Origin of the sequence: Polynucleobacter sp. MWH-Adler-W8, from assembly GCF_001889925.1 — a bacterium.
GTDB lineage: Bacteria > Pseudomonadota > Gammaproteobacteria > Burkholderiales > Burkholderiaceae > Polynucleobacter.
Genome location: NZ_LZFI01000002.1, coordinates 264,661 through 278,032, shown reverse-complemented (window position 1 = coordinate 278,032; position 13,372 = coordinate 264,661). Strand labels below are relative to the sequence as shown.

The 13,372-nt window shown below is 45.2% G+C and carries 15 protein-coding genes; 3 read left to right on the top strand and 12 right to left on the bottom strand.

Annotated elements, in window-relative coordinates; genetic code table 11:
* Window positions 1-5: 5 nt before the first annotated feature.
* The 7 genes from AOC28_RS02235 to AOC28_RS02205 all read right to left on the bottom strand — a co-directional run bounded on the left by AOC28_RS02235 (window position 6) and on the right by AOC28_RS02205 (window position 8,085).
* The gene (locus AOC28_RS02235) at window positions 6-1,604 is read right to left on the bottom strand and encodes a choline dehydrogenase (protein WP_072582348.1); all 1,599 of its coding nucleotides are present in this window, start codon (window positions 1,602-1,604) and stop codon (window positions 6-8) included.
* A gap of 9 nt (window positions 1,605-1,613) precedes the next feature.
* Window positions 1,614-2,768: an alkane 1-monooxygenase gene (locus tag AOC28_RS02230; protein WP_072582347.1), complete on the bottom strand. Its 1,155-nt coding sequence runs from the start codon at window positions 2,766-2,768 to the stop codon at window positions 1,614-1,616.
* A 114-nt stretch (window positions 2,769-2,882) separates the two neighbouring features.
* Entirely contained in the window at window positions 2,883-4,415 is a 1,533-nt protein-coding gene (locus AOC28_RS02225) for a DHA2 family efflux MFS transporter permease subunit (protein ID WP_072582346.1), read from the bottom strand.
* A gap of 9 nt (window positions 4,416-4,424) precedes the next feature.
* Entirely contained in the window at window positions 4,425-5,393 is a 969-nt protein-coding gene (locus AOC28_RS02220) for an efflux RND transporter periplasmic adaptor subunit (protein WP_072582345.1), read from the bottom strand.
* A gap of 20 nt (window positions 5,394-5,413) precedes the next feature.
* Complete coding sequence (locus AOC28_RS02215) at window positions 5,414-6,886, bottom strand: efflux transporter outer membrane subunit (protein ID WP_072582344.1); 1,473 nt, start codon at window positions 6,884-6,886, stop codon at window positions 5,414-5,416.
* Window positions 6,883-7,371, bottom strand: a complete 489-nt coding sequence (locus tag AOC28_RS02210) for a MarR family winged helix-turn-helix transcriptional regulator (RefSeq protein WP_072582343.1) — start codon at window positions 7,369-7,371, stop codon at window positions 6,883-6,885. The genes AOC28_RS02215 and AOC28_RS02210 overlap by 4 nt, the downstream gene beginning before the upstream one ends.
* Before the next feature lie 147 nt (window positions 7,372-7,518).
* Entirely contained in the window at window positions 7,519-8,085 is a 567-nt protein-coding gene (locus AOC28_RS02205) for a 5'-methylthioadenosine/S-adenosylhomocysteine nucleosidase (protein ID WP_072582342.1), read from the bottom strand.
* Window positions 8,086-8,096: 11 nt separating this feature from the next.
* On the opposite strand from AOC28_RS02205, the gene AOC28_RS02200 reads away from it, so the two are divergent.
* Window positions 8,097-8,615, top strand: coding sequence for an adenine phosphoribosyltransferase (locus AOC28_RS02200; protein ID WP_072582341.1), 519 nt, complete (start codon window positions 8,097-8,099; stop codon window positions 8,613-8,615).
* Here the strand turns inward: AOC28_RS02200 and AOC28_RS02195 are convergent.
* Genes AOC28_RS02195 through AOC28_RS02175 form a run of 5 tightly spaced genes read right to left on the bottom strand, consistent with a single transcriptional unit; the run spans window position 8,612 to window position 10,438 of the window.
* Entirely contained in the window at window positions 8,612-8,893 is a 282-nt protein-coding gene (locus AOC28_RS02195; protein WP_072582340.1) for a YqjK-like family protein, read from the bottom strand. The genes AOC28_RS02200 and AOC28_RS02195 overlap by 4 nt on opposite strands.
* Window positions 8,890-9,258 (bottom strand): phage holin family protein, encoded by a 369-nt coding sequence (locus tag AOC28_RS02190; RefSeq protein WP_072582339.1) that lies wholly within the window; start codon window positions 9,256-9,258, stop codon window positions 8,890-8,892. Before AOC28_RS02190 ends, AOC28_RS02195 begins: the two co-directional genes overlap by 4 nt.
* Before the next feature lie 6 nt (window positions 9,259-9,264).
* Window positions 9,265-9,606 (bottom strand): DUF883 family protein, encoded by a 342-nt coding sequence (locus AOC28_RS02185; RefSeq protein WP_072582338.1) that lies wholly within the window; start codon window positions 9,604-9,606, stop codon window positions 9,265-9,267.
* 47 nt (window positions 9,607-9,653) lie between these two features.
* On the bottom strand, window positions 9,654-10,115 hold the full coding sequence (locus AOC28_RS02180; RefSeq protein WP_072582337.1) for a Smr/MutS family protein: 462 nt from the start codon (window positions 10,113-10,115) through the stop codon (window positions 9,654-9,656).
* A 23-nt stretch (window positions 10,116-10,138) separates the two neighbouring features.
* Entirely contained in the window at window positions 10,139-10,438 is a 300-nt protein-coding gene (locus AOC28_RS02175; RefSeq protein ID WP_072582336.1) for a hypothetical protein, read from the bottom strand.
* 405 nt (window positions 10,439-10,843) lie between these two features.
* On the opposite strand from AOC28_RS02175, the gene AOC28_RS02165 reads away from it, so the two are divergent.
* Window positions 10,844-11,836, top strand: a complete 993-nt coding sequence (locus tag AOC28_RS02165) for a tripartite tricarboxylate transporter substrate binding protein (RefSeq protein WP_072582334.1) — start codon at window positions 10,844-10,846, stop codon at window positions 11,834-11,836.
* A 6-nt stretch (window positions 11,837-11,842) separates the two neighbouring features.
* On the top strand, window positions 11,843-13,351 hold the full coding sequence (locus tag AOC28_RS02160; RefSeq protein ID WP_072582333.1) for an AMP-binding protein: 1,509 nt from the start codon (window positions 11,843-11,845) through the stop codon (window positions 13,349-13,351).
* Window positions 13,352-13,372 lie beyond the last annotated feature (21 nt).

Genomic DNA, 13,372 nt, shown 5'->3' with positions numbered 1-13,372 from the left:
CTTATTTAAGCTTCTGCCCGAATAAGATCAACTGCTTTTTCGGCGATAGCAATGATAGGGGCATTGGTATTACCGCCAATGAGGGTCGGCATGATGGATCCATCAACTACCCGAAGACCATCAATGCCATGCACTTTTAATTGGGAGTCGACAACTGCCATTGGATCATTACCCATTTTGCAGGTACCCACCGGGTGATATACGGTATCTGATCTTTGTCTAAGAATTTGACGAATATCATCATCTGTTTTTACATAAGGCGTAAAAATATCTTTCTTACGAATCTTAGTAAACGTTGGGGCATCCATTAATTTTTTAGTTAATTTATAGCCTTTAACTAAAGTTTCAAGATCCTCATCATCTTTTAGGAAACCAGGATCAATTAAGGGGGCTTCATTCATGCTTGCGCTAGCTAATGTCACTTGACCGCGACTCTTTGGCCTAAGAACGCAAACGTGACATGAGTATCCATGAGCCATATGGAGTTTTCTGGCATGATCCTCTACTAGACTCACTACAAAATGCAACTGCACATCTGGAGCCTCTAAGCTGGAATCTGTTTTCAAGAATCCGCCTCCTTCGGCAAAGTTAGTCGCCAACAGGCCTTCGCGAGAGCGCACATACTTCATAATCTCACCCGTGATTTTGACGGTGCCACCAAGTGAAATGCCAATTAAATCAAGACTATCCGCAGAATAACCAAAGATAAAGTCGGGATGATCTTGCAAGTTTTGACCAACGCCCGGTAAATCATGTACCAGTGGAATATCAAACTTTTGCAGTTCTTTTTTAGGTCCCACTCCAGACACCATTAACAATTGAGGGGAATTAAAGGCTCCAGCACACAGGATGACTTCTTTGTTTGCGCGAATGATATGGTGCTTGCCGCCTTGGTTGTAACTCACACCCACTGCACGCTTACCTTCGAATAATATGCGCTCGACTTGAACGCCAGTTTGAACATTTAAATTAGAGCGCTTGCCCATATATGGATGAATATAGCCGCGCGCAGCACTCCAACGCTCCCCATTTTTATGGGTTACTTGATAGATACCCAGACCCTCTTGTTCCTCACCATTGAAGTCATCATTAATCTTAAAGCCAGCTTCTTTAGCGGCCTCCAAATAATATTGTTGAAAGGGATTATGGGATTGAAGATTGGAAACATGTAAAGGGCCATCATTTCCATGGAACTCATCAGCTATAGCGGCGTTATTTTCGCTTTTTTTGAAATAAGGTAGTAGATCTTGATATGACCAACCGTCATTTCCTAATTCCGCCCAGTGGTCATAGTCTGATTTATGGCCGCGGATATAAATCATTGCATTAATTGCTGAGGAGCCTCCAAGACACTTTCCTCTGGGTTGATATCCACGACGTCCATTTAAGCCCGATTGCGGTACGGTCTCATAAGCGTAGTTGTTTAATGGGGTTGGCAGCATAGCAACAGCGCCTGCCGGAGTCTTCACAACCCAACTATCGCCCTTGCCGCCCGCCTCTAGTAGCACCACTGAGGTGCTGGCATCTTCGCTTAAGCGCCCTGCCACAACTGAGCCACCAGATCCTCCGCCAATCACAACATAGTCATAGCTATGTGAAGTCATGCTGTCTCCTTAATTGCACCAGCGCTGATATAGTTTTCGGCTGGCCGATGGCTGAATATTTATTTTACTTAGATCACCAGTGTAGTGTTTCACTACACGATGATCCATCAAGGCAAACCATAATGGTGGAAAGTAAGCCAAGGTAATCATGGATGCATACCCACCCGGTAATTGCGGTGCTTTATCAAAATGTCGCAGCGCTTGATATCGTCTAGTTGGATGTGCGTGATGATCAGAATGACGCTGTAGGTGATACAGCAAAATGTTTCCAACTATATGGTTGCTGTTCCAAGAGTGCTCTGGTGCACAGCGCACGTACTCACCATCTTGATCTTTTTGACGCAATAGTCCGTAGTGCTCTACATAGTTCACAACCTCCAACATGGAGGCAGCGTAGATGCCCTGAAGGGCAAGAAAGATCAGGGCTGCCCATCCCAACCAAAGCATGAGAGCACCATACAAGAGAATGGTGAGAGACCAAGCTTGGAGATTTTCATTCTGGATACTCCAAACGCCCTTACCTTTTCTTTTTAAGCGTTCTCGCTCTAATTCCCATGCTGAATATAGGCTACCCAATACAGTGCGCGGCAGAAATACCCAAAAACTCTCTCCCATACGAGCGCTAGCGGGATCCTCTGGGGTTGCCACCCGTTTGTGATGACCGCGATTATGTTCAACAAAGAAGTGGCCATACATACTGGAAGCTAATGCTAATTTAGAAAGCCAGCGGTCAATTGAATCTTGTTTATGCCCAAGTTCATGGGCAGTTCCTATACCAATACCATTGGTAGATCCCACGGTAAATACTAAAGCGATGTAGGCATACCAATCTAAAGACTGGGTCACTGCCAGCCAAGTTCCATAAACCGTCCCAATGAGTTGAAAGGGAACATAGAGCCAAACCAACGCACGATAAAAGAAATCTTTATTCAAGTTCTCAACAGCGGATTCCGGAGGATTGCTAAAGTCTTCACCAAAAGTCAGATCCAAGATTGGTATGGCGATATGAATGATGGCGGGGGCAAAAAGCAAATAAAGCCACTGCCCCGTCAATACGAATGCCAGAATAGAAGCGGTAAAAGCAAATGGAATAGTTGGGCTCAATAACCAAAGCCAGCGCTTATCATTCCACTCTGGATTTTGGGTTGTTGTTATGCTATTCATAACTACATCTTAGCCTCCACTCACAAAAATTGCTTGATTGGATGGCCCGCCTTTTGGGATGCAGTGTTCGGAGCATCTCAGTAGAATCCCTAATGACGCAGCATTAAAGCCTCATTAGTGACCGATAAGGCCCGATCCGAATGGAGGTTTAGATAACCAGATTAGGGGCATCAGCGCCACCAAAATGAGTCCTGCCAATAGCATTAGCTGATTGGTTGAAAGCATGTAGGCCTGAGAGGTAACCAAGTTATCAACTAAGGCATATCGCTGCATTTCTGTCATGCCGAGTTTGGCAGTTGTTTCCATCAATTGTTGGTATGCAAGATTCCCCGTCTGAATATTGCTCATGAGGTTCTCATGCTGTCTAATCGCATTGTCCTGCCAGAGCGTAGTGGCAACCGCTGTTCCTACACTGGCACCCACGTTTCTTAAAAAGTTAGAGATACCCGTACCAGAAGCAATTTGACTCCCCCTGAGCTGTGACATAGAAATTGCAGACATTGGCATGAAGAATCCTGCAATACCCACACCCATAATGAGGCGAGCAAACATCAGTGTTTTTTCATCGACGCCAGTTGTAAAGCCGGCAGCCATCCAGCACCCAATTGCCATGGCGGCAAATCCAATAGTGGCAATGATTCTCGCGTCAATACGATGGATATTGGCCCCAAATAAAGGGCCACAAAATAAAGCCAATACTCCAGTGATTGCCATGACCTTGCCAGAGTTAAATGCGGTATAGCCCAATTGGGTTTGCAGCCATAAAGGGCCGATCACAATGTAGATGTAAAAGGCAAAGGATCCTATCCCCAAGCAGATGGCAGAGGTACGAAAGTTCACCAGCCTAAATAAGCGCAAATCCACAATGGGGTGCTCTGCCCCCAACTCCCAGAGAACAAAGGCGACCCAAGATACAGAAGAGATTACCGCTAAAGTTGCAATAAATGATGATGACAACCAATCTAACTCGCTGCCTTTATCTAGAGCAATTTGCATCGAAGCTACAGCAGCAACCAGTAGAGCTATGCCAACTAAATCGATTTTCTCTTTAGTAGATTCAGGCTTTGGAGCGCCATACAACCAATAGACCATCACAGCAACCAAAATTCCAAAAGGCAAATTGATATAGAAAGCCCAACGCCACACCAAATTATCGGTAAGCCAGCCACCAATTAAGGGTCCTAATACAGGCGCCACTATGGTAGTTGTCGCCCAAATACCCAATGCCATACCCCGCTTTGCTGGCGGATAACATTTCATGATCAAGGTTTGGGAAAGCGGAATCATTGAAGCGCCAACAATGCCTTGCAAGATGCGCGAGATGACCAGCACCTCGAAGGATGGCGCCAACCCACACAGCATTGAAGCTATCGTAAAAAGTATTGTGGCAAAGATAAACTGACGTACCTCGCCAATTCTCTTGGCTAGAAAGCCGGTTAATGGCAAAAAGATAGCTTCGCTAACTGCGTAGGAAGTAATGACCCAGGTCCCTTGAGTTGGGCTAATAGCAAAATCTCCTGCAATCGTTGGTAAAGCAACGTTTGCAATGGACATATCAAGAACGTTCATAAAGGATCCCAAGGCAAAAGCCAAGGTTCCAAGTACCAGCTTATATCCCTTAAGAGGCTCTAGCTCAGGCGCACTCATAAGGGCTAATTATGGCTTCTTAGAGTTCGTCAATAGAGACTGAATATGGCGCTCAGCTTTATCAAATTGCTTTTGATAAATAGTAGTGTCACTAATGGGACCTTTATCCATCGCCTGTAGTGAACTACCATCGCGATCACTAGTATCGACTTTAACATTCATTGATAAGCCAATATTTAAGGGGTACTTACTTAACTCATTACTATCCAGCGCGATTCTCACGGGTAAACGCTGCACTACCTTTACCCAATTTCCCGTGGCATTCTGAGGTGGCAAGAGAGCCAAAGTGGAGCCTGTTCCAGGGGCAAAGCCAACAACCTTCCCATGAAATTCCATCTTTCCACCATAGATATCAGACTCCAATTTGACTGACTGTCCAATGCGAATATTTTTAAGCTGGTCTTCTTTAAAATTGGCATCAACCCAAATCTGATCGCCAGCAACCATCATTGCCAGTTGAGTGCCTGGAGCTACACGCTGGCCAACTTGAGCATACCGTTTTGCTATTGTGGCTTTAGCTGGACTTTGGACATCAACTCGAAGTAGATTAATGTAGGCTTGGCGTGCATTAGCCATCGCTTTTAGCAAGGCCAACTGGGAATGCTCCAGCTCCTCTTTAGACACACTGGCATCGCCTTGTAAGGCCTTACGTTTTTGGTAATCAGCCTCCGCATTACGCAAATCAATATCTGCTTTTTCTGAAGCAATCATTACTTCTGTAGGATCAATCCTAAAGAGTGTTTGGCCCTCCTCGACAGATTGGGTTTCAGAAACATTGACAGTAGCAATGGCCCCCTCTATTTGAGATACAACCTGAATCTGCGATCCTGATACATATGCATCATCAGTAGATTCTGAGTTACGGCTAAAAATAAGCCAGTAAAGCAGCCCTAAAAGAAAGATGCCTATCAAGATTGCAAAAAGGATCTTGAAAGCTTTTGGTCGATTAAACCTGCCATTGTTTGTAGTAGTGTCCATGAATATTCTGAGTGAAATACTTATTGAGTTTGTCCGCTTAATTTCGCTTGAGTTTTAGATTTAGACTGAAGATAAGAACCACCTAAGGCCTGAACCAGTACCACATTGGCAGTTAACAGTTTGGATTTAGCATCTGCATAGTTTTGCCCCTGCAACAGATAAGCCTGCTCCGCAGTTAAAGACGCTTCTTTGGAGGCGATTCCAACCTCGCTTCTACTGCGCGTAATTTCAAAATTTCTTTTAGCGTTTATCTCGGCATTAGTGAAGCCCTCATAATTAGCCTGTGCATTCTTCACAGATCCAATGCTATCGGCAACCTCACGCAAAGCTTGTACTAGTTGCTCCTGATATGAGGCAATCGCTTGGTTTCGATTCGCTTCTTTGCCGGTTACGTTGGCATCAATTACGCCGCCATCAAAGATTGGCAGATTTATCGCAGGGCCGATACTAAATTGCTGACTTCTGCTAGAAAAGAGTTGAGATAAGCCAAATGATTGAACTCCGATGAAACCTGCAAGATTCACGTCCGGTAAGTACTCTAACTTTGCACCTTCTAATTGCAGCTTTGCTACATCAATCTGACTTAAGAGCGCCTGTAAATCAGCCCTGCGCTCCAATAGATCGGATGGGATAACTTCGGGAAGACTAAGATTAGTTACCTGAATAGAGGGGGCCTTGAGCGATTCACCCCAGGATGGGCCCTCCTGAACCAACGCAGCAAGTTGATGCTGCATCATCCTCACACTCAAGTTAGACTGATTGACATTAGCCTGAGCGGACTCTAATTCTACCTTGCGTTGATTTACTGTCAACGCATCAACTAGGCCAGCGTGTTGGCGGTCAATGGCAATGCGCAGTAAATTCTTTTTGACCTCAAGCTCTCTCGCATAAAGTTCTCGAGCCAGAACCATATGATCATAGTCAAAATAAACACGCACAATAGTGGTCGACAGAAGGAGTTCTGATGCTTTGTAATTTGCTTGAGCAACAAGCACCTGGTTCTTGGCGGCATCAAAATACTTCTTTTGCTTTCCCCAAATATCCAGAGACCAGTTAAGTGATGCATTGGCTAGTCCGTATCCAGTGTAAATAGGCATGCCAGGCACAAAAATATAATTTTGTGAAAGTTGTTGTCGATCAACCTGACCTCCAACACTTACCTGAGGAATAAATGCCGCCCTTTCGCTCTCTAACATCGCTTGGGCTGCTATTAACCTTGCGCCTGATGTATCCAGGCTAGGAGACTGCTTAAGCCCCAGTTGAATCAATTGATTTAACTGGGGATCACCAAATGCCTTCCACCAAGAATCTTCAATAGGATTGGTGCTGCTGTTATTAATATTGTCCTGTGCACCCAGCTTTGGCTCAAGCACGCCAATAGGTTTCGCTGTTTGCTCAGGTAACGCCTGTCTAGGAAAAAAGGCGCAAGCCGATAGGAGCAAGCCTATAGAAGTTATTAGGACTAAGCTACAAACCCAACTTAAGCGCCTCATGAGATCACCTCTAGTTGCTGTAAATTATTTTTTTCAATTCGCAATAAGAAATCACGCAATTGCTCAAATTCTTTTTGCGTGAAACCATTTAATGACTGATTCAATAGATTGCACCACAGTGGTGGAATCGATATAGCAGCCTTCTTTCCGGCAGCAGTGAGCGACAGGCCAATTACCCGTCCGTCCTTTTTGGAGGGTACTTTTTGTATGAGTTTCATCTTTTCCAGTTTTTGAACCACGCGCACAGTTGCTGCGGCATTAACTCCCAACGCTTGCGATAAGGAAGAAATCGTAGCTGCTTCAGAATGTGAAACAAGGAGCAACACGCTCATCTGCGCTGCGGTAATACCAAGATCAGCCAGCTTCAAATCACCTAGGCGTTGATAGCTTGATTTATTACGCAACATCAAATAAGCAACACTGCCCTGGGGGGTGTAATTATCTGGGGTATAGAAGGATGATGGTGCAGGTCTGGTGTTTTTCATAAAACTAATTGACTAGTCAATGAATTTTATAACACAAGAACTTATTTTGCCGGCGCGGCTCAGCCGCAATCATCAAGAGCCTGAGAGGTTTAAACCCTTATTTAGGGTGAATTAGGGTCGTTTTGCTCAAATTACGGAAACGGCTAACTAGGAATAGCCTGCAAGAGCCTGACTCAAAGCCGCTAAAAACAGCTCTTGGCCGTGATGAACTTTTGCCTGCCAGTGTTCCCCAGAGTCTTCATTGGCCTCATCTGTGATGTATTTAAATGACTGCCAAGGTATTTGATGTTCATGTGCGATTGCAGCAATCGCAAACAACTCCATATCTACTACATCTACACCTTGGTTATGCAACCAAGAATCATGAGAAGTCACAAAGCTATCTCCAGAGCCGCACAGAAAATTCCCCGTAGAAAGATATTCTTGTGGACGGGTGCAAAAAGGAGTGCTGCCGCGCGGCGCCAATGGCTCAGCATCCATATCGCGTTGAATAACTTTACCTATCTCCAATAGGCCGCTCAATTCTGGCTTGATTTTCCCTGCGGTACCAAAGTTCAATATTCTCTTTGGTGAGTATTGGTGTATTGCTTTGATACAAGTCATGGCAGCATTAATTTTGCCAACTCCCGAATACACAATCTCTACGCCTCTTGGGAGGGACTCACGCTTGAGCTCGGACTCTAATGCGGTAATAATAAGGAGTTCTGTTTTCATATTGGATTGTGATGAATTTATTGGATTATCTACCCGGAGTTCCTGATTTTCCAAAACCAGGTGTTCTCTTTAGAGATATATCCCCTTTATTAGCTAATCCAGCCGCCTTTAAGGAAGCCATTCGTCAGCTAAATGAGATTGCACAGCAATTTAATTACACCCACATTTTGGGCATCGAATCCCGCGGCTTTATTTTTGGCTCTGCTTTAGCCCACTATGCCCATAAAGGTTTAGTGTTGGCCAGAAAGCCAAACAAACTTCCCTTGGCAAGCCATCGTGAAGCATACGGCCTGGAGTATGGCAATGACGCCTTAGAGATTCAGCAATCCACTCTACCTAAAGATGCCAGAGTATTGCTGCTTGACGATATTCTGGCCACCGGTGGAACATTAGTTGCTGCTGGCAAATTAATTCGCAATGCCGGCTTTGAAGTCAGTGGCGCAATTACTTTGCTAGAAATTACCTTCTTAAATGGCAATGACCTATTAAATCAATCTGACATTCAACATCAGTCTGCATTAAAAATCTAAATGAGATTTTTAGCACTCTTGATGACCTTCATGGCGCCCCAACCTACTGCAAGAGCCTTATTTGCAAGCTTAGGTTTGTAATGCGCTAACGCTGCAAATGCAGTGGTCCATAGAATCGGATTACTCCTCAAGAAGTTGACGGCATCAACCCCTTTATCAGCCCATGAGAGTGGCTTTTCCCAAGCCTCAAAATGTTCAGCGAACTCTTTGCGCTCACGACTTGCCTGAAGCATTAGCTCACGTTGGCGCAACTCTAGAACCTCTAGTTTGGCGTTCATTTTGAAAGGGCTTCGCGATCTTTGGCCAACTCAGTAATTGAAGCCTCAAACAATCTTGGCATCTTGCGTAATGACTGGGTAATTAAGAGGGTCAAAATTAACCCAATAGATAGGAATGCTCCAGCTAGTAAACCGAGCGCCATCATTCGATCCGTCTCCCAACTATAAATCACTATTAGCAATGCCAGCATGACCAAGCCAAAGAACAAGAAGAATAAGGCGCCAATAATCATCACCAGCAAACTGATGAATTTACTTCTAGCGATTTGAACGTCAAGCGATAATAGTTCTAAGCGGGTTTGGGCTATTGATACTCCGGTAGAAGCAAGACCTTTGATGGAGGAAAGTAAGTTTTCTTGTGACATAGAGAACTAGCGGCGTCCAATGAATAAGCCAATCAGCAAACCTAAGCCAGCCGCAACACCAACAGCCTCCCAGGGATTGCGATGCACGAAATCATCTGTGCCATCAGCAACCACCTTTGCCTTATCAAGCACCTTACCCTCGACACCTGAGAGACTTTCTTTGGCACCAGCAATAGTTTCTAATGCTTTATTACGAATAGATGTGACGGCAGCGCCTGGATGGTCTTCTGTCGCTTTAATCAAAGCCTCAGCATCAGCCATCAAGGCCTTGAATTCACCGATGAGACTTTCTGCGCCAACTTGCTTGGCATCATGTGAATCTGAATGTTCGAGTTTCTTAGCAGTCATGGAAATGGATTCCTAATAGATGAGGCATTAATACCAATAATCCTATTCTAAGCACTTCTAGCCTGAGATCCCAGCAATAAAACTGTCATGCCAGCATTACCCTCTTTAAATCGCTTGAGATATCGCTTCAGACCAGGACGGCGTTTGAGCAGGGCATGGTAGGACTCACTGCCAAAAGCTACATCTTCGCCAAAATGGTATTCGTCAATCCTGTCGGAGTAACGGTTATTTTCGAGCGCATCATGGATAGCCCACTTAATTCGACCACCCTCACCGCTTGATCCATATCCATGAATCAATACAATGGCTTTAATCCCAACCTCTAAAGACTTGCGTAAATAGTCGGTCAGCCGCTCTAACGCCTCTTCAACATATGGCCCATCTTGCTTAATATTGAGCTCAATCGTATCTGAGCTCAAGATAGGAAAATTGACAGAACCGCAATGCGGACACTGATTAAACAATGCCCGCATATTTCCACAATCAGGACATTCAGCGTTATGTGCCACCTTACAAAATCAGACTGAACTCCTTAAGAGCAGTACTTACCCTCTAAACCCCGTGTATCAGCTGTCTTATCGTCAACCATGAGGTTCAAGGTCTTCTGCGCCAGCTCGCGATTTTCTGGAGTCTTAAGGCTGGCATTAATTAATGTAGATACATCTTTGCGGATTGCAGTATTGCCGTAACGAAGACCCTTCAAAGTGGATACCGCTTCAGCAGATATCTTGCACTGCTGATTTACTAACTCAGAAGAATCTGACGGAGATGTATTCGCATAAGCGAATGCAGCAACAGAGATTGTTACGGCTGCTAATAGAGTCTTTTTCATCTTAGTTCCTTATTTTGTGACCACACGTTGGACAACAACCCACTTCTTTCGCCTTTGTCTTTCTAAGGGCGGCATACACACTGGATTCTGAAATCTGCATCTTTCTGGCCGCTTGAGCAGCGGTCATACCCTTACCCACCCACTCCAAGGCTTGATGTGTTTTCGGTACCTGTCTCTTCATTTCATCTCCCAGTACCAACACTATATCACAACTTCTGAAATTGTGAAGTTGTGAAGTATAATAATTTAGTAATGAGATACCCTAATTAAGGGGATTTGGGATCACTGCTTTGGCTGCGGCTGTATTGGGGCGTTTAAGCCGCTTTGGTGTTATAAATACTGGATAAATAAGAAATGGGGCCTCTTAATACTGTCTTAAAGCACCCTACCAATTGAAGGAGATCTATGTCTTTACATTTCACGCCCAGAAAAGGCTTTTTGACTGTTTTTGCTGCCCTCATCACGGCCACTTCAATTCCGGCCCTTGCGCAATCTAACACCGCCTGGCCTAACAAGCCGATCAAAATTATTGTTGGCTATTCTGCTGGTGGTGCAACTGATGTATTAACCAGACTGGTATCAGTCGGTATGGGTAACACCTTAGGTCAATCTATCGTTGTGGAAAACCGCCCAGGTGCAAATAGCAATGTGGGTGCTGAAATTGTGGCTCGCTCACCGGCTGATGGTTACACGCTTTACGCCTTCTCGATTGCTAATACGATTAACGCTACGCTCTATCCAAATTTAAGCTATGACCCGATCAAAGATTTTGAGCCGATCGGCATGATTGCTAAGATTCCGAATATTTTGGTAGTGAATCCAAATCTTCCAGTAAAAACGCTTGCAGAATACGTGCGCTATGCTAAAGATGCGAAAGATGGCGTAACCTTTGCCTCCTCTGGTAGCGGATCATCTATTCACCTCTCTGGTGAAATGTTTAAGATGCAAGCAAAAATTCAAATGCTCCATATTCCATACAAAGGCAGCGCACCTGCAGTGACCGATTTGCTTGGTGGTCAAGTGGAATCCATGTTTGACAACGCGCCCTCTGCATTGCCTCATATTAAGGCCGGAAAACTTCGTGCGATTGCAGTTACTAGCGCTCAACGCTCCCCGTTTTTACCGGATGTCCCGACTATTGCTGAGTCAGGCTATCCTGGCTTTGATGTGCAGTCTTGGTTTGCATTGGTGGCGCCAGCTGGAACGCCGAAGCCGATCATCATGCAATTAAATGCCGCCTTAAATAAAGCACTCAACTCCCCTGAAGTTAAACAGCGACTTCAAGAATTGGCAGCAACACCAGAGCCTGGTTCACCAGAAAAAATGGCTGCATTTGAAGCAACCGAAGTTAAACGCTGGCGAGAAGTTGTAAAGGCTTCGGGCGCTAAAGCCGAATAACTCATTATGTTTCCGATTGATTTTTTTTGGAGGGCCGCACAGCGTTGGCCCGATCGCATTGCCATTGATACACCGAGTGGCCCCATTCATTACGCCGCCTTAGCTAAGCGTGTTAAAGCACTAGCAGCGGGGCTTACCGCATTAGATCCAACCTTACAGAGTCGGGTAGCTATTTGCGCGGGTAACAGTGATGATCACATTACTGCCCTGCTAGCTATTTTGGCTTGCGGCAAGGTCTGGGTACCACTGAACCCTAAGAGCACCCACCCTGAGATTCAGCGTATTGTTAATGTCACCGAGCCTTCTATTGTGATTTTGGATGCCACTAATCAAGCATTACTTAAAGGCGCTGCAGGGGCATGGGTTTATACAGGCACTGCCTCTGATGCTTCTGCGCGGAGTATGAACGAATTAATTCAATTGCATGAAGATGCGCCGCAGCCTTCTTTTGAATTACCACTAGATGCAATTCAGGCGATCAAATTTACTGGGGGGACAACTGGCGCTCCTAAAGGAGTTATGCAGCCCTATCGCGCTTGGTTGGCAAACATCACCAATCAGATTCAGGTATGGGGATTTGATGAGCACGAGCGCTATGTTGTTGCAGCACCAATTACCCATGGCACATCTACTTATATCGTTCCGATCTTGGCGCAAGGTGGCTGTCATGTGATTTTGGATGGTGCTGGCGCAGAGGTAGTCAGAACTGCTTTTCGTGAAAGACGCGGTACTGTTTGCTTCATGCCGCCAACCCTTGTTTATATGTTGATGGCATTACCTAATGCATCCAGAGATGATTATCCAAAATTACGAAGGCTGATTTATGGGGGTGCACCAATGCCTCCAGAACAGGTTCGTAAGGTGCGTGATTTCTTTGGCCCAGTATTGGGTACGACCTATGGTCAAACCGAAGCGCCGCAAATTTTGACGGTGATGCGCCCAGAGGATTTTGAAGATCCCAACAACTGGGCAGCCGTTGGCAGACCCACTTGGTTTAGTGATGTGGCCATCATGTCTCCAGAAGGAAAGTTATTACCTACCGGTGAAATCGGTGAAGTGGTTGCCCGAGGTGATCTGCTGATGAGTGGCTATTGGCGCATGCCTGAAAAAACTGCTGAAACCGTTATCGATGGCTGGCTTCATACCGGTGACCGTGGCCTGATTGATGAACGTGGATTTTTGTATCTCAAGGATCGCCTTAAGGACATCGTGATTACTGGCGGATTTAATGTATACCCAGTGGATGTTGAGAACGCCTTAAGTCAGCACCCTGCTGTTCACGAATGCCTTGTCTTTGGTCTCCCTGACGAAAAGTGGGGTGAAACTGTTCAAGCTGCCGTCCAATTACATCCTGGACAAAAAGCGGATGAAGCAGAACTGATTGCATTTGTTCGAAATTTATTGGGGCCAGTACAAACTCCTAAGCGAGTCCATTTCTACGAGAGCTTGCCTCGCTCCAATGTAGGTAAGTTACTGAAGAGTGCTGTGATTCAAAAACTTCAAACTCCTGCTTAAACAATATTGAATACTTATCGA